The organism is Ramlibacter henchirensis (assembly GCF_004682015.1).
Classification (GTDB): Bacteria; Pseudomonadota; Gammaproteobacteria; order Burkholderiales; family Burkholderiaceae_C; genus Ramlibacter; species Ramlibacter henchirensis.
The window spans coordinates 1,410,466-1,426,620 of record NZ_SMLM01000001.1 but is presented as its reverse complement, the minus strand read 5'-3'; the positions used below and the strand labels follow the sequence as shown (position 1 = coordinate 1,426,620).

Sequence of the window (16,155 nt, the reverse complement as noted above, 5' to 3'; positions counted from 1 at the left end):
TTGCAGGGATTGCGAGGATTAACGGGGCGGTGAATGCCGCCCTAGACTTGAAATTATGTCAAAGGTCAAGCCGGCGCCCCTGCCTCCGGACACCGTCATCGGCGGCTACCGGGTGGTGCGAAAGCTCTCCGCCGGCGGTTTCGGTGTGGTGTACCTGGCCGTCGACAACGAGGGCCAGCAGGTCGCCATCAAGGAATACCTCCCCGCGTCCCTGGCCACCCGCGCACCCGGCGAGCTGCTGCCGCAGGTGCAGCCCGAGAAACTCTCCCTCTATCGCCTGGGTCTCAAGAGCTTCTTCGAGGAAGGCCGCTCGCTTGCGCAGATCTCGCATGCCTCCGTCGTGAGCGTGCTCAATTTCTTCCGCGAGAACGAAACCGTCTACATGGTGATGAACTACCTGGAGGGCGCGACCCTGCAGGACTTCATCATCACCGCGCGCGAGCTGAAGAAGCAGAAGGTGTTCCGCGAGTCCACCATCCGCTCGCTGTTCGACGAGATCCTGCGCGGCCTGCGCATCGTGCACCAGCACAAGATGCTGCACCTGGACATCAAGCCGGCCAACATCTTCATCACCGACGACAACAAGGCCGTGATGATCGACTTCGGCGCCGCGCGCGAAGTGCTGTCCAAGGAAGGCAACTTCATCCGCCCGATGTACACGCCCGGCTTCGCCGCGCCCGAGATGTACCGGCGCGATTCATCGATGGGCCCCTGGACCGACATCTACGCCATCGGCGCCTGCATCTACGCCTGCATGCAGGGCTATCCCCCCAACGACGCGCCGCAGCGGCTGGAGAAGGACCGCCTCGCGCTGGCCCTCTCGCGCCTGCGCGGCGTCTACTCGGACAACCTGATCGAGGTGGTCGAGTGGTGCATGTCGCTCGACCCGCTCTCGCGGCCGCAGTCGGTGTTCGCGCTGCAGAAGGAGCTCAGCCGCGAAGGCGAGCGCCGCTACACCAAGCTCACGGTCGGCGAGAAGATGCGCCTGCAATTCGACAACATGGTCTCGGACTCCAAGAAGAGCATCCGCAAGGCCACGAACTTCGGCGCCAAGCTGAAGTAAGCCCACCCCACCACCATGAAGTTCTCCGTCTTCCAGATCAGCCGCAAGGGCTCGCGCGAGAAGAACGAGGACCGCATGGGCTACTGCTACACGCGGGAGTCGGGCCTGTTCGTGCTGGCCGACGGCATGGGCGGCCACCCGGAAGGCGAAGTCGCGGCGCAACTCGCGCTGCAGACCATCTCGGCCCTGTACCAGCGGGACGCGCGCCCGGTGGTGCAAGACACCAGCGAATTCCTTTCGACCGCGCTGATGACGGCGCATCACCAGATCATCCGCTACGCCAGCGAGAAGGGCATGCTCGACACGCCCCGCACCACCCTGGTCGCGGCCATCCTGCAGGGCTCCTCGGCCAGCTGGGTGCATTGCGGCGACTCGCGCCTGTACGTCGTGCGCAACGGCGAGCTGCTCACCCGCACGCGCGACCACTCGTACCTGGAGCAGCACAACGCCGGCGCGATGAAGATGGAGCGCATCAACCGCAACATCCTCTTCACCTGCCTGGGCTCGCCCACCAAGCCCGTGTACGACGTCACCGGCCCCGTGGCGCTGCAGCAGGGCGACAGGATCCTGCTGTGCTCCGACGGGCTGTGGAGCTCGGTGGACGATGCCGAGATCGTGCGCCAGCTCAGCGCGCAGCCGGTGTCCGACGCGGTTCCCGAGCTGGTGGAAACGGCGCTGCGCAACGGCGGCCCGACCTGCGACAACGTCACGGTCATCGCGCTGGAGTGGGAAACGCCCGACGCTTTCGAATCCACCCACGGCGTGTCCACCGACAGCATCTCCGACGGCGTGTTCGCCTCCACCATCCAGGCCGGGGTGCTGGACTCGCTCATCGACGACCTCGACGACGACGCCATCGAGCGCTCCATCGCCGAGATCAACGAAGCCATCAAGCGCTCCGCCGCCCGCAAGGGATAAACGGCGCAAGGCCGCCGCTTCGCGGCGCCGTCCTTGAAAATACCGGGATGTCTTTCCAACGTACCGGCGGCCGCGCCGCCGACCAGCTTCGTCCCGTGCGCATCACGCGCGGCTTCACCATCCACGCCGAAGGCTCCGTCCTGATCGAGTTCGGGCTCACGCGCGTGCTGTGCACCGCGTCGGTCGAGGACAAGGTGCCGCCGCACAAGCGCGGCAGCGGAGAGGGCTGGGTGACGGCCGAATACGGCATGCTGCCGCGCGCCACCCACACGCGCGGCGACCGCGAGGCCGCGCGCGGCAAGCAGAGCGGTCGCACGCAGGAGATCCAGCGCCTGATCGGCCGCTCGCTGCGCGCCGTGTTCGACCTCAAGGCGCTGGGCGAGCGCACCATCCACCTCGATTGCGACGTGCTGCAGGCCGACGGCGGCACGCGCACGGCCGCCATCACCGGCGCCTTCGTCGCGGCGCAGGACGCGGTCACCAAGCTGATGGCGCTGGGCAAGCTCGCCGCCTCTCCGATCACCGGGCCGGTGGCGGCGATCTCGGTGGGCATCGTGGAGCGCACGCCGCTGCTCGACCTGGAATACGTCGAGGACGTCGCGTGCGACACCGACATGAACGTGGTGATGACCGGCGCCGGCCACTACGTGGAAGTGCAGGGCACGGCCGAGGGCGCGGCCTTCACGCGCGCCGAGATGGACCAGCTCCTGCGCCTGGCCGAGAAAGGCATCGGCGAACTGGTGGAGAAACAGCGCCTCGCGCTCTCCGCGGCTCTGAATGCCTGAGGAGCGCCGCGTGCAGGTCTCGCGCATCGTGCTCGCGTCCAACAACCGCGGCAAGCTCGCGGAACTGCAGGCCATGCTCGCGCCGCTCGGGATCGAACTGGTTCGCCAGGCCGACCTGTGCGTGGGCGAAGCGGAAGAGCCCTTTCGCACCTTCGTCGAGAACGCGCTGGCCAAGGCGCGCCATGCGGCGCAGCACAGTGGCCTGCCTGCGCTGGCCGACGATGCCGGCCTGTGCGTCGACGCCTTCGGCGGCCTGCCCGGCGTGGACACGGCCTACTACGCCACGCAGTTCGGCTACGGGAAGGGCGACGACAACAACGTCAAGGCGCTGCTCGAACAGATGCGCAACGTCGGCGATCGCCGCGCCGCGCTGGTGAGCACGCTGGTGGCGGTGCGCTCGCCGCAAGATCCTGAGCCGCTGATCGCGATCGGCCGCGCCGTCGGCGAGATCGCGCGCGAGCCGGCCGGCGAGCACGGCTTCGGCTTCGATCCGGTGATGTTCATCCCCGCCTTCGGCAAGACCTTCGCGCAGCTGCCGCCCGAGGTGAAGAACGCGCACAGCCATCGCGGCCAGGCGGCCAAGCAGATGGTGCAGCTGATCCGGGAGCGGTGGCTGTGAACGCGACGCGGCCCGACCCGGCCCACTACATGCGTCCCGGGCTGCTGCAGTTGCCCGCATTGCCGCCGCTGTCCGTCTACGTGCACCTGCCCTGGTGCCTGCGCAAGTGCCCCTACTGCGACTTCAACTCGCACGAGTCGAAGGGTGAGATCCCGGAGCAGCGCTACCTCGACGCGCTGTTCGCCGACCTGGAGGCCTCGCTGCCGCTGGTGTGGGGCCGCACGGTGCACAGCATCTTCATCGGCGGCGGCACGCCGAGCCTTTTCTCGCCGGCCGCGATCGAGTCGCTTATCGCCGGCCTGCGCGCGCGGCTGAAGCTGGAGCCGGCGTGCGAGATCACGCTCGAAGCCAACCCCGGCACTTTCGAGAAGGATCGCTTCCGTTCCTACCGCGACGCGGGCGTGACGCGCCTGTCCATCGGCGTGCAGAGCTTCGACGACCGGCACCTGCGCGCGCTGGGCCGCGTGCACGATCGGGCCCAGGCGATCGCAGCCGCCGAAGAAGCGGCGCTGGCCTTCGAGACCTTCAACCTGGACCTGATGTACGCGCTGCCCGGACAGGACCTGGCGATGCTGGAGCAGGACCTCACGCAGGCCCTGGCGCTGCTGCCGCCGCACCTGTCGGTCTACCACCTGACCATCGAGCCGAACACGGTGTTCGCCAAGTTCCCGCCCAAGGTGCCGGACGACGACCTGGCCTACGCGATGCTGGACCGCATCACGGAGATGACGACGGGCGCGGGCTTGGAGCGCTACGAGGTCTCGGCCTATGCCAAGCCGGCGCATTCGTGCCGCCACAACCTGAACTACTGGCAGTTCGGCGACTACCTCGGGCTCGGCGCCGGGGCGCACGGCAAGCTGAGCTTCGCGCACCGCGTCGTGCGGCAGATCCGCTACCGCGAGCCGCGCCTCTACATGGACAACGCGCTGGCCGGCAATGCCATCGCGCAGGAAGAGGAAGTCGGGCGCAAGCAGCTGCCCTTCGAGTTCATGTTGAATGCGCTGCGCCTGCGCCACGGCTTCACGCTGCAGTCCTTCTTCGAACGCACGGGGCTGCCGCTGTCAGCGATCCAGGGCGCGCTCGAAGAGGGCGAACGCAAGGGCCTGCTGGCCGTCGAAGGCGGCTGGGTGCGGCCGACCGAACGCGGGTTCGACTTCCTCAGCGACCTGCAGGGCCTGTTCCTGGAAAGCTGACGGGCCGCCGCCCGGAGCGACCGCCCTAGCGGCTCTTGCCCTGGCCCGCGTGGGACGGGGTTTGCCGCCCCAGGTGCGGCAGCACGCTGGCGGCGCCGTGGCCGGAGCGGCCGTGCTGGCCGATGGCGCCGTACCACTCGCGCGGCTTGGCCGGGAGCTGAACGCCCGAGCGCGGACCGGACCAGGCGCGAGTGCGTGCGACCAGCGCCCGCGCCTCTTCGAAGCTGGCGCCGGTGGTCTCCTGGAGCGCCCTGGCCGCCTCCACCGGTGACGCGCCGCTGCCGCGCAGGAACTCCAGCGCCTTCTCCACGGGCATCCCGTGGTCCAGCGTGCGTTGCAGCAGTTCGCGGTAGGTCACGGAACCATTGTGCCCCACGGCCGCGCCAGGGCAAGCTCAACCGTGGCGAGCGACCCCGGCCCTAGAATGGCCGCTGTCGGAGAGTTGGCAGAGCGGTCGATTGCACCGGTCTTGAAAACCGGCGATGCCGAGAGGCATCCGTGAGTTCGAATCTCACACTCTCCGCCAGAGGTCTTCAGGCGACGAGCAGCCCCTTGCGCTCGATGAAGGCGACCACTTCATCCAGCCCCGCGCGCGTCTTCAGGTTCGTCATCACGAACGGTTTGTCCTTGCGCATGCGCCTGGTGTCCGCCTCCATCACAGCCAGGTCCGCGCCGACGTGCGGCGCGAGGTCGGTCTTGTTGATGACGAACAGGTCGCTCTTGGTGATGCCCGGCCCGCCCTTGCGCGGGATCTTCTCGCCTGCGGCCACGTCGATCACGTAGATCGTCAGGTCCGACAGCTCCGGGCTGAAGGTGGCGGCCAGGTTGTCGCCGCCGCTCTCGACGAACACGATGTCCGCGTCGGGGAACCGGGCCAGCATGCGGTCGATGGCTTCGAGGTTGATCGAGGCGTCCTCGCGGATCGCCGTGTGCGGGCAGCCGCCGGTCTCCACGCCCATGATGCGCTCGGCCGGCAGCGCGCCGCTGACGGTCAGCAGCCGCTGGTCTTCCTTGGTGTAGATGTCGTTGGTGATCGCCACCAGGTCCCAGCGCTCGCGCATGGACTTGCAGAGCATCTCCAGCAGCGTGGTCTTGCCCGAGCCGACCGGGCCGCCGATGCCCACGCGCAAAGGCGGCAGTTTGCGGGTGCGGCCCGGGATGTGGTGCAGCAGGTTGCTCATGACCGGAACAGGCGTGAATACTGGGTTTCGTGTTGCGCCGACAGGATGGCCAGCCGCGGCGCGAAGGCCTGGCGGTCTTCGTCGCCCAGGCGCATCGCGTGGTCGGCCGCGGCGGGGATCTCTTGCGCCAGCCGTTGCAGGATGCGCTGGCCGGCCGCCTGCCCTAAGGGCACAGCCTTGATCGCGGCCTGCATCATGTTCTCGGACCAGCCGAAGGCGAAGGCCAGCACGATGTCGCGCACCGGCGCCTCCATGGGCGCGGCGGCGCGCGCGAAGGCGACGGGATAAGTGAAGTGGTCCCGGGCGGGCGGATTCGCCTGGAGCGAGCGCGACCAGTCGCCCAGCGATCGCCCCATCTGCTCGGATTGCAGCCGCAGCTCGCTGGTCTCGCGCGTGCGGCGCACCCACCGGTCGAGTGCCTGCACGCGCGCCTCGTCGTCCGCGCGCCAGGCGGTCACGCCTTGGGCGACCACGGCCAGGTCGGACTCGGACAGGACCACGTGAAGCTGCTGGACCAGCCATTCCCCGGCACTGGCTTGATCGTGCACCAGCCCGGCTTCCACGGCCGCTTCGAGTCCTTCGGAGTAGGAGAAGCCGCCGACCGGCAGGGCGGGCGAGGCCAGCCAGATCAGGCGCAGCAGCGCGCCGTCAGTGCGAGTGGCCGTGGTCGTGTCCATGGTCGTGCCCGGCATGGTCGTGCCCCTCGCCGTGCGAGTGCTCGTGCGCATGCGAGTGGCCATGCGAATGTCCGCCCGAATACGCGCCGCCCTCCGGCTCGAACGGCTCGTTCGCCTCGGTCACGATCAGGTGCATGCCGCGCAGCATGCCGGCGAGCACGTGGTCGGGCTCGATCTTCAGGTGGTCGGGCCGCAGTTCGATGGCGACGTGGCGGTTGCCCAGGTGGTAGGCCGCGCGCGTCAGGTCGAACGGCGTGCCGTGCTCGCCGCAGTGCGTGATCTTCAGCACCGGTTGCGCCGCGGCCAGCACGCGGATCAACGAGCCGTCCTCCGCCACCAGCACGTCGCCGCCGCGCACGACGGTGCCGCGCGGAAGGAACACGCCGAGCGTGCGGCCTTGCGAATCGGAGGCTTCGAAGCGGCTTTTCTGCCGCACGTCCCAGTCGAGTTCGATGGTCGGCGCGCGGCGCAGCAGGGCGGGCGCCAGGCCCTGCCCGCCGGGCAGGCATTTGGAAACGGTGAGCATCAGAAGAGGAAGTATCGCTGCGCCATCGGCAGTACGCTGGCCGGCTCGCAAGTCAGCAGCTGGCCGTCGGCGCGCACCGCGTAGGTCTGCGGATCGATCTCCATTTTCGGCAGGTAGTCGTTGTGCACCAGGTGGTGCTTGCGCACCTGGCGGATCGACTGCACGGCGGAGAGATGTTTCGCCAGCCCATAGCGCTGGGCGGCGCCCGAGGCCAGCGCCGATTTGGAAACGAAGGTGATCGAACCCTTCGCGACAGCGCCGCCGAACGCACCGAACATGGGCCGATAGTGCACCGGCTGCGGCGTGGGGATCGAAGCATTCGGGTCGCCCATCGCCGCCATGGCGATGCTGCCGCCCTTGACGATCAGCGAGGGCTTCACGCCGAAGAACGCCGGCTTCCACACGACCAGGTCGGCCCACTTGCCGGGCTCCAGGCTGCCGACTTCGTGGCTGATGCCGTGGGCGATGGCGGGGTTGATCGTGTACTTGGCGACGTAGCGCCTGGCGCGGAAGTTGTCGTGGCGCCCGGAATCGCCCGGCAGCTTTCCGCGCTGGAGCTTCATCTTGTGCGCGGTCTGCCAGCAGCGCAGGATGACCTCGCCCACGCGCCCCATCGCCTGCGAGTCCGAGCTGAACATGCTGATCGCGCCCAGGTCGTGCAGGATGTCCTCGGCCGCGATCGTTTCCTTGCGGATGCGGCTTTCGGCGAACGCCAGGTCCTCGGCGATCGCGGGGTCGAGGTGGTGGCACACCATCAGCATGTCCACGTGCTCGTCCAGCGTGTTCACCGTGTAGGGCATGGTCGGGTTGGTGGACGAAGGCAGGAAGTTGGCCTCGCCCACCACGCGCAGGATGTCCGGCGCGTGGCCGCCGCCCGCGCCTTCGGTGTGGAAGGCGCAGATCGAGCGCCCCTTGGTCGCCGCGATGGTGTTCTCTACGAAACCCGATTCATTGAGCGTGTCGCTGTGGATCGCCACTTGCGTGTCGGTCTCGTCGGCGACGTCCAGGCAGGTGTCGATGGCCGAGGGCGTAGTGCCCCAGTCCTCGTGCAGCTTCAGGCCGATGGCGCCGGCGTCGATCTGCTCGCGCAGCGGCGCATGCTGGCTGGCGTTGCCCTTGCCCATGAAGCCCAGGTTCATCGGGAAGGCCTCGGCGGCCTGCAGCATGCGCTGGATGTTCCAGGGCCCGGGCGTGCAGGTGGTGGCGAAGGTGCCCGTGGCCGGACCGGTGCCGCCGCCGAACATGGTGGTGATGCCCGAGGCCAGCGCTTCCTCGATCTGCTGCGGGCAGATGAAGTGGATGTGGCTGTCGATGCCTCCGGCGGTGACGATGCTGCCTTCGCAGCTGATGATCTCGGTGCCCGGGCCGAGGACGATGTCCACGCCGGGCTGTGTGTCCGGGTTGCCGGCCTTGCCGATGGCGGCGATGCGCCCGTCCTTGACGCCGATGTCGGCCTTGACGATGCCCCAGTGGTCCAGGATCAGCGCGTTGGTCAGCACGCAGTCCATCGCACCCTGCGCGCGCGTCTGCTGGCTCTGCGCCATGCCGTCGCGGATCGTCTTGCCGCCGCCGAACTTGACTTCCTCGCCGTAGCCGCCGGCGCGCAGCGTGTAGTCGTCCTCGACCTCGATCACCAGGTCGGTGTCGGCCAGGCGCACGCGGTCGCCCCTCGTGGGGCCGAACATCTCCGCGTAGGCGCGGCGGCCGATCTTCGCCATCTCAGAGCTTTCCTTGCACCTGGGCGCGGAAGCCGTACACGGCCCGCGCGCCCGAGTAGTCGACCAGCTCCACCGTGCGCTGCTGCCCAGGCTCGAAGCGCACCGCGGTGCCCGACGCGATGTTCAGCCGCATGCCGCGCGCCGCCTTGCGGTCGAATTGCAGCGCGCCATTCGTTTCCGCGAAGTGGTAGTGCGACCCGACCTGGATCGGCCGGTCTGCGGTGTTGCGCACGACGAGGCTCACCGTGCGGCGCCCCGGGTTGAGCTCGTGCTCGCCCTCTTCGGTGATCAATTCGCCGGGGACCAGGCCCATCACTTGCCGCCGCGCGAGAGCCAGTAGATCAGCGCCGCCAGTCCGCCGACCACCAGCAGGCCGAAGACGTCGCTTGCATGCCAGTGCGAGCCGGCGAGGCCGTGGCCTTCGTGCGCCAAAGCCGCCGGGGCGGCGAGCAACGCGAGGGCGAAGCGACTGGCGTGGGTTTTCAGCTTGTTCATTGTTCTCCTCGCATTCAGACGATCGGCTGGTGCACGGTGACGAGCTTGGTGCCATCGGGGAAGGTGGCTTCCACCTGGATGTCCGGGATCATCTCCGCCACGCCTTCCATCACATCGGCCCGCGTGAGGATCTCGCGCCCCTCGGACATCAGCTGGGCCACCGTCTTGCCGTCCCGCGCGCCTTCCATCACGGCCGCGGAGATCAGCGCCACCGCCTCGGGGTAGTTGAGCTTGAGCCCTCGCGCCCTGCGGCGCTCGGCCAGCAGGGCGGCGGTGAAGACCAGCAGCTTGTCCTTCTCGCGGGGCGTGAGTTCCATGGTGCGAACCATGTTAGTGCAAGGCGCGTGCCTGCCGGGCTGGTGGTCCGGCACGGTGCTTGCACAGCCGTCGTGTGAGCGAGGTCATCCCCATCCTGCCGGCCGATGCGCCCCAGCGCGTGGTGAAGGTCCGGCGCGACTACAACAGCTGGGTCGCTCGCGAGACCATGGAGGACTACGCGCTGCGCTACACGCCGCAGCGATTCCGCAAGTGGTCCGCCTTCCGCGTGGCCAACACCGCGTTCGGCGCCGCCTCTTTCCTGATCCTCGAAGCCGTCGGTGCCACGCTGCTGGTGCAGTACGGTTTCCTCAACGCCTTCTGGGCCATCGTTGCCACCGGGCTGATCATCTTCCTGGCCGGCCTGCCGGTCAGCGTCTATGCCGCCCGCTACAGCATCGACATGGACCTGCTCACGCGCGGCGCGGGTTTCGGCTACATGGGCTCGACGGTCACTTCGCTGATCTACGCCTCGTTCACCTTCATCTTCTTCGCGCTCGAAGCGGCGGTGATGGCGTATGCGCTGGAGCTGGCGCTGGGCATTCCGCCGACGTGGGGCTACCTGGTCTGCGCGGTCGTGGTGATCCCTCTCGTCACGCATGGCGTGTCGGCCATCAGCCGGCTGCAGGCCTGGACCCAGCCGGTGTGGCTGGTGATGCTGGTCGTGCCCTTCGTTTACGTGCTGGCGCGCGATCCTGGGGCGTTCTCGGGCGTGGTGCACTACGTCGGGGAGAAAAGCGGCACGGGCGGATTCGACCTGCACGCTTTCGGTGCGGCGTTGACAGTCGGCGTCGCGCTCATCACGCAGATGGGCGAACAGGCCGACTACCTGCGCTTCATGCCGCGCGCCGAACCGGGACGCCGCACCGGCTGGTGGTTGGGCGTGCTGGCGGGCGGGCCGGGCTGGGTGACGCTGGGCGTGCTCAAGATGCTCGGCGGCGCATTGCTGGCCTGGCTCGCCATCAGCCACATGGTGCCGGCCGATCGCGCGGTCGATCCCAACCAGATGTACCTGGCGGCCTACGAGTACGTGTTCCCGCACTTCGGCTGGGCGGTCGCGGCCACCGCCATCTTCGTGGTGATCTCGCAGCTGAAGATCAACGTCACCAACGCGTACGCAGGCTCGCTGGCCTGGTCCAACTTTTTCTCGCGCGTGACGCACAGCCATCCGGGGCGCGTGGTGTGGGTGGTGTTCAACACGCTGATCGCGTTCATGCTGATGGAGATGAACGTGTTCCAGGCGCTGGGCGACGTGCTGGGGCTGTACTCCAACATCGCCATCGCCTGGATCATGGCGGTGGTCGCCGACCTGGTGGTCAACAAGCCGCTGGGCCTGTCGCCGCGCGGCATCGAGTTCCGGCGCGCCTACCTGTACGACATCAACCCCGTGGGCGTGGGCGCGATGGCGCTTGCCTCCACCCTGTCGATCGCCGCCTGGCTGGGCGCGTTCGGTGCGACGGCGCAGGCGTTCTCGGCGTTGATCGCGATGGGCGTCGCCTTCGCGGCCGCACCCGCCATCGCGTGGGCGACGCGCGGCCGCTACTACCTGGCGCGCAAGCAGGACCCGCGGCCGATCGCCGGTGCCACGCTGCATCGCTGCGTGGTGTGCGAGCAGGAATACGAGGCGCCCGACATGGCGCATTGCCCGGCGTACCAGGGCTGCATCTGCTCGCTGTGCTGCACGCTGGACGCGCGCTGCGGCGATGCCTGCAAGCCGGAGGCGCGCCTCGCGGCCCAGTGGTCCTCGACGTTGCGCGCCGTGCTGCCGCGGCGCATCTGGCCCTATCTCGACACCGGGCTTGGCCACTTCCTGCTGCTGATGTTCGTCGTCGTGCCGCTGCTCGCCGCGGTGTTCGGCCTTCTGTACCACCAGGAACTGCGCACGTTGCAGGACTTGATGCCCGACGCCGCCGATACGGCGCGCGACGCGCTCAGCGCCGGGCTGCTCAAGGCGTACTTCGCGCTGCTGGTGATCGCCGGCATCGTGGCGTGGTGGCTGGTGCTGGCGCACAAGAGCCGGCAGGTCGCGCAGGAAGAATCCAACCGCCAGACCCACCTCCTGATGCGCGAGATCGACTCGCACCGCCAGACCGACCAGGCCTTGCAGGAAGCCAAGCGCGCCGCCGACGAGGCGCGCCGCGCGGCCGAGCAGGCCAACCAGGCCAAGAGCCGCTACGTCAGCGCGATCAGTCATGAGCTGCGCACGCCGCTCAACAGCATCCTGGGCTACGCGCAGCTGATGGGCGAGGACGAGGCGCTGCCGCCGCACCGCCGCCAGGCCGTCAATGTGATCCGGCGCGGCGGCGAGCACCTGCTGTCGCTGATCGAAGGCACGCTGGACATCGCGCGCATCGAGGCGGGTAAGCTCACGCTCAGCGCCAGGCCCATGCAGTTCGCCGACTGCGTGCACGAGATGGCGGGCCTGTTCGAACTGCAGGCCGCGGCCAAGGGCCTCGGCTTCCGCTTCGACGTGGAGGGCTCCATTCCCGAGGTGGTGCGCGCCGACGAGAAACGAGTTCGGCAGATCCTGATCAACCTGCTGGGCAACGCGGTGAAGTTCACCAGCGAAGGCCGCGTCACGCTGCGGGTGCGCTACGCGCGCGAGATGGCGCACCTGGAGATCGCCGACACCGGGCCCGGCATGTCGGCCGGCGAGATCGCCAAGGTGTTCGAGCCTTTCGCGCGCGGCGAAGGCGCGTCCGAATCCGCGCCCGGCGCCGGCCTGGGCCTGACGATCGCCAAGATGCTCACCGATCTGATGGGCGGCGAGATGTCGGTGCACAGCGAACCGGGCCGCGGCTCCACCTTCGTCGTGCGCCTGTTCCTGCCGCAGGTGCATGGCGCGGCGCGTCAGGCCGTCGCGCCGGCCCGGCCGCGCGGCTACGAAGGCGAGCGCCGCCGCCTGCTGGTGGTGGACAACGAGGAAGCGGATCGCGAGCTGCTGGTGCAACTGCTGGAGCCGCTGGGCTTCGAGCTGCGCACGGCCGCCAGCGGCCACGACGCGCTGGACCTGCTGGCGGCGGGACTCGCGCCCGACGCCATCCTGATGGACCTGGCGATGCCCGGCATCGACGGTTGGGAGACGCTGCGGCGCGCGCGGCGGCTGCCGGGCGTGCGAGCCAAGGTCGCCATCGTTTCGGCGAACGCCTTCGACAAGGGCCTGGAGAACGATGCGGGCGTGCGGCCGGAGGACTTCATCGTCAAGCCGGTCCGGCACGGCGAACTGCTCGACTGGCTGCAGCGCGCGCTGGGAGTGCGATGGACATACGGCGCCGCGGTCGCGGCACCGGCCGCGGTCCCGGTCCTCGCATCGCCCGTTTTGCGGCCGGATACGGAATCACTCGCAGCGCTCCTGCAACTCGTGCAGCTCGGTTATCCGCGCGGCGTGCTCAACAAGCTCGACGAGATCCAGGCGGCGCAGCCGCAGACCGCGACCTTCTGCGAGGCGGCGCGGCGGCTCGCCCAGGCGTTCCAGTTCGAGGCGCTGGGCCGCCACCTCGCGGGCGGGCAGGAGGCGGTGAGGTGAGCCAGCAAGCGCTGCACCCGGCGCTGGACCGTGCGAACAGCGACGTGGTGCTGGTGGTCGACGACGTGCCGGACAACCTCGCGGTGCTGCACGACGCGCTCGATGAATCCGGCTACACCGTGCTGGTGGCGACCACCGGCGCCGCCGCGCTGGCGCGCGCCGAACAGGCGTTGCCCGACATCGTGCTGCTCGACGCGCTGATGCCCGGCATGGACGGCTTCGAGGTCGCCCGGCGGCTGAAGGCGGCTCCGCGCACCGCGCACATCCCGATCATCTTCATGACCGGGCTCACCGAGACCGAGCACCTGGTCGCCGCGCTCGATGCGGGCGGCGTCGACTACGTGACCAAGCCGATCAAGCCGAAGGAAGTGCTGGCGCGCATGAACGTGCACATGCAGGGCGCGCGGCAGGCGCGGCAGACGCGCAATGCGCTGGATGCCTTCGGCTACGCCAGCATTGCCGTGCGCGTGGGCGACGGGCGCCTGCTCTGGCAGACGCCGCTCGCGCGCGAGCTGCTGCAGGCCTACTACGGCCACGTCGGCCCGCTGGCGCCGCAGCCGGTGGTCGACTGGCTGCGGCGCCACCACGCGCTCGCGCTGCAGAAGGTCGAGCCGCCGCGGCTGTCGGCGGAACTGGGGGCGCGGCGCCTCACCTTCCGACTGCACCAGCAGATTGGCCAGGACGAGGAGGGCGGCGACTGGTTGATCGTGATGCGCGAGGTGTCGGACGCGGCGGTGATCGAGGCCATGAGCCTGGCCTTCAAGCTCACAGCGCGGGAGGCCGAGGTGCTCTACTGGGTGGCCAAGGGGAAGATCAACCGCGACATCGCGGACATCCTGGGCGCGAGTCCGGCGACGGTGAAGAAGCACCTGGAGCGGATCCTGGCGAAGCTGGGGGTGGAGACGCGGACCGCGGCGGCGGCGATGGCGATGAATCGGATGCGGCAGTTGCATCCAAGTTTTGGGGAATAGCCCTCACCCCAGCCCTCTCCCGCAAGCGGGAGAGGGAGCGAGAAGGTCTTTCTCCCTCTCCCTCTGGGAGAGGGCGGGGGTGAGGGCACGCGCGGCGTGCATCTGGGCACGGCGTGTAGCGTCAGGCCGCGTGCGTGCCCCCACCCCAACCCTCCCGCGGAGGGGGAGGGAGCAAGAAGCTCAGTGCCCCCAGCGCGCCGGGTTGAACCAGTTGCTTCGGGCTGTCGTCGTCGTGTTCGTCTTACGAGCCAACAACAACCCACCCGCCGCCGCCAACGCGCCCGCAGCCGCCAGCATCGTCCCGGTGCTCATCGACCGAGCCATGCTCCCTGCCAGCTCCCCGGTGCGCGGCCCGATCAGCTGCATGCGCCGGCGAGTCATGCGCGCGCCCATTTCGTTGAGCTGGGTCGCCAGCAGCCGTTCCGCCTTGGGCAGCAGCTGCGTCTCTTCATCCGCGACGTGGTGCAGCACGGTGCGCATCAGGTCGAACAGGGTCTGGTCGAAGGACGGGTCGCCCGGCTGCAGCACGCGAAGGCGCGCGATCAGGCTGCGCATCTCGTCGTGCTCCGGCTTTGCCTTGTCCAGGCTGTCGTCCGTCGTGACCTCGCGCAGCGCCGGATAGAAGATCTCCTCTTCCAGCTGCGCGTGCACTTCGAGTGCCATGCAGATGTTGTCCGCGAGTCCCTTCTTCACCCGCGTCGGCGAATCGACCTGGTACTGGTGGAAGGCCGAGACCACGTGCGTGTGGTCCATGCGGATCATGTTGGTGATGCTGGGGGATACCTTGCTGAGCATGGATGTCATGTGCGGCTCCTTGTGTGATGAGTGGCCTCAGGCCACCTTGGCAAGCGTCTCGTCCTCGCCCTCGGCTTCGCGCTCGGCCGCATCCTTGGCGCGGTCGGCCTGCTCGATGAGCTGCGCCATCTGCTGGGCCGTCTTGTCCCACGAGGTCTTGGCGATGGCCTGGGCCAGTTCGGCCGCGTGGGCGCGCTGCTCGTCGATGCTGCGCGCGAGGATGCGCTCGCACGCCTGGATGTACTCCTGCGGCGTTTCGGCGATCGACACCACGTGGCCGTAGGGCTCCACCACGTCGCGGATGGGCGTGCTGACCGAAGGCCGGCCGCAGGCCATGTATTCCAGCATCTTGGTGGGGCTGATGAAGCGGGTGGCCTCGTTCAGCGCGAAAGGCATCAGGCACACGTCCCATCCGCAGATGAAGGACGGCAGGTCCTGGTAGCCCTGCTGGCCCAGCCAGTGGATGTTGGCGTGGCGCGGCAGACCCATCGGGTCGATCTTGACCACCGGTCCGACCATGATGAGCTGCCACTCGGGATGAGCGGTCGCCATCGCCTCGATCAGCTGCATGTTGATGCGCTCGTCGATCACGCCGCAGTAGCCCAGCCGGGGGCGCGGCAGCTCCGCCTGCAGCGGATGGTCGCGCTCGACCTGCGCGAAGTGGGCCGCGTCCACGCTGCTCGGAAAGCAGTGGACGCTGGGATGCCGATCCTTTTTGGAGCGGTACAGGCTCGGCCCGCCGGTGAACACCAGGTCCGCTTCCTTGAAGAGGACGTTCTCGCGCTGGACCAGCTGGCGCGGCGCGTTCTTGAAGAGCGTGAGCTCGTCCATGCAGTCGTAGACGATGCCGCGCGGCTGGAGCTCGGCCGCCAGCGGCACGGCCATCGGCGTGTAGAACCACACCCAGTAGTCGGTGATCTTCTGCTGCGCGATCGCCTCGTTCACGAACTTCTGCAGCACCGAGATGTGGTCGTCGTGGAAGCCCGGCGCAGTGCCGTGCACATGAGGCCGCCAAACCTCGACGCCGGGGGCCGGGGAAAAGCGCTCCAGGCGCTGCTCGGCCTGGCCCGTCACCGGCTCCTCGATGAGCACCACGCGCCATCGCGAGCCCAGACGAGACAGCAGGTGTTGCGGGCGCTGGTAGACAAAATTCCAGCGCAGGTGGCAAAAGACGATCAATGTCTGCATGAGGGCTCCAGAGGGGTTTGTTCGTATGCCCGTTGGGCAACGGGCGTGCCGGGCCATGATGCCCAGCGCGCCTGCAACCCCCTGTAGGAACACGGCTTTTTTGCCTCACGGCCGGGCAGGTTTTGCCTTTGTTACGGACGGCCGGGCACGGTCCGTGCATGCCTCGTACGCCATGCGGCGTATTC

The 16,155-nt window shown here is 68.6% G+C and carries 16 protein-coding genes, 1 tRNA gene and 1 pseudogene; 8 read left to right on the top strand and 10 right to left on the bottom strand.

Annotated elements, in window-relative coordinates; all coding sequences use genetic code 11:
- The first annotated feature begins 55 nt into the window (after positions 1-55).
- The 5 genes from EZ313_RS07030 (at position 56) to hemW (ending at position 4,578) form a co-directional block, all read left to right on the top strand.
- A complete protein-coding gene (locus EZ313_RS07030) occupies positions 56-1,063 on the top strand; it encodes a serine/threonine protein kinase (RefSeq protein WP_135262473.1) in 1,008 nt (335 codons plus the stop codon).
- Positions 1,064-1,078: 15 nt separating this feature from the next.
- Positions 1,079-1,981: a PP2C family protein-serine/threonine phosphatase gene (locus tag EZ313_RS07025; protein ID WP_135262472.1), complete on the top strand. Its 903-nt coding sequence runs from the start codon at positions 1,079-1,081 to the stop codon at positions 1,979-1,981.
- Positions 1,982-2,028: 47 nt separating this feature from the next.
- Complete coding sequence (gene rph / locus EZ313_RS07020; RefSeq protein WP_135262471.1) at positions 2,029-2,766, top strand: ribonuclease PH; 738 nt, start codon at positions 2,029-2,031, stop codon at positions 2,764-2,766.
- Positions 2,767-2,839: 73 nt separating this feature from the next.
- A complete protein-coding gene (locus tag EZ313_RS07015) occupies positions 2,840-3,385 on the top strand; it encodes a non-canonical purine NTP pyrophosphatase (RefSeq protein WP_240788621.1) in 546 nt (181 codons plus the stop codon).
- Between the two features lie 29 nt (positions 3,386-3,414).
- Positions 3,415-4,578, top strand: a complete 1,164-nt coding sequence (gene hemW, locus EZ313_RS07010) for a radical SAM family heme chaperone HemW (RefSeq protein ID WP_135263595.1) — start codon at positions 3,415-3,417, stop codon at positions 4,576-4,578.
- Positions 4,579-4,603: 25 nt separating this feature from the next.
- Here the strand turns inward: hemW and EZ313_RS07005 are convergent, their stop codons facing one another.
- Positions 4,604-4,936 (bottom strand): hypothetical protein, encoded by a 333-nt coding sequence (locus EZ313_RS07005; RefSeq protein WP_135262469.1) that lies wholly within the window; start codon positions 4,934-4,936, stop codon positions 4,604-4,606.
- Positions 4,937-5,014: 78 nt separating this feature from the next.
- Here EZ313_RS07005 and EZ313_RS07000 point away from each other — a divergent pair.
- A tRNA-Ser gene (locus tag EZ313_RS07000) sits at positions 5,015-5,104 on the top strand.
- Between the two features lie 7 nt (positions 5,105-5,111).
- Here EZ313_RS07000 and ureG read toward each other — a convergent pair.
- The 7 genes and pseudogenes from ureG to EZ313_RS06965 form a co-directional block, all read right to left on the bottom strand.
- Positions 5,112-5,759 carry an urease accessory protein UreG gene (gene ureG / locus EZ313_RS06995; RefSeq protein ID WP_135262468.1) on the bottom strand — a complete coding sequence of 216 codons (648 nt, stop codon included), beginning with the start codon at positions 5,757-5,759 and terminating at the stop codon, positions 5,112-5,114.
- Complete coding sequence (locus tag EZ313_RS06990; protein WP_240788544.1) at positions 5,756-6,451, bottom strand: urease accessory protein UreF; 696 nt, start codon at positions 6,449-6,451, stop codon at positions 5,756-5,758. The genes ureG and EZ313_RS06990 overlap by 4 nt, the downstream gene beginning before the upstream one ends.
- Positions 6,411-6,962, bottom strand: a pseudogene (gene ureE, locus EZ313_RS06985) (urease accessory protein UreE); the annotation flags it as partial. The gene EZ313_RS06990 and the pseudogene ureE, both read right to left, overlap by 41 nt.
- Positions 6,962-8,680, bottom strand: coding sequence for an urease subunit alpha (ureC, locus tag EZ313_RS06980; protein WP_135262466.1), 1,719 nt, complete (start codon positions 8,678-8,680; stop codon positions 6,962-6,964). The gene ureC and the pseudogene ureE, both read right to left, overlap by 1 nt.
- A 1-nt stretch (position 8,681) precedes the next feature.
- Positions 8,682-8,987, bottom strand: a complete 306-nt coding sequence (locus tag EZ313_RS06975; RefSeq protein ID WP_135263593.1) for an urease subunit beta — start codon at positions 8,985-8,987, stop codon at positions 8,682-8,684.
- Positions 8,988-8,992: 5 nt separating this feature from the next.
- A complete protein-coding gene (locus EZ313_RS06970; RefSeq protein ID WP_135262465.1) occupies positions 8,993-9,175 on the bottom strand; it encodes a hypothetical protein in 183 nt (60 codons plus the stop codon).
- 14 nt (positions 9,176-9,189) lie between these two features.
- Positions 9,190-9,492, bottom strand: coding sequence for an urease subunit gamma (locus tag EZ313_RS06965; RefSeq protein WP_135262464.1), 303 nt, complete (start codon positions 9,490-9,492; stop codon positions 9,190-9,192).
- Positions 9,493-9,659: 167 nt separating this feature from the next.
- On the opposite strand from EZ313_RS06965, the gene EZ313_RS06960 reads away from it, so the two are divergent.
- Complete coding sequence (locus tag EZ313_RS06960; protein WP_135263592.1) at positions 9,660-13,016, top strand: hybrid sensor histidine kinase/response regulator; 3,357 nt, start codon at positions 9,660-9,662, stop codon at positions 13,014-13,016.
- On the top strand, positions 13,013-13,987 hold the full coding sequence (locus EZ313_RS06955) for a response regulator (protein WP_135262463.1): 975 nt from the start codon (positions 13,013-13,015) through the stop codon (positions 13,985-13,987). The genes EZ313_RS06960 and EZ313_RS06955 overlap by 4 nt, the downstream gene beginning before the upstream one ends.
- Positions 13,988-14,167: 180 nt before the next feature.
- Here the strand turns inward: EZ313_RS06955 and EZ313_RS06950 are convergent, their stop codons facing one another.
- Positions 14,168-14,791, bottom strand: coding sequence for a hemerythrin domain-containing protein (locus EZ313_RS06950; RefSeq protein ID WP_135262462.1), 624 nt, complete (start codon positions 14,789-14,791; stop codon positions 14,168-14,170).
- 27 nt (positions 14,792-14,818) lie between these two features.
- Positions 14,819-15,970: a glycosyltransferase gene (locus tag EZ313_RS06945; RefSeq protein ID WP_135262461.1), complete on the bottom strand. Its 1,152-nt coding sequence runs from the start codon at positions 15,968-15,970 to the stop codon at positions 14,819-14,821.
- Between the last annotated feature and the right edge of the window lie 185 nt (positions 15,971-16,155).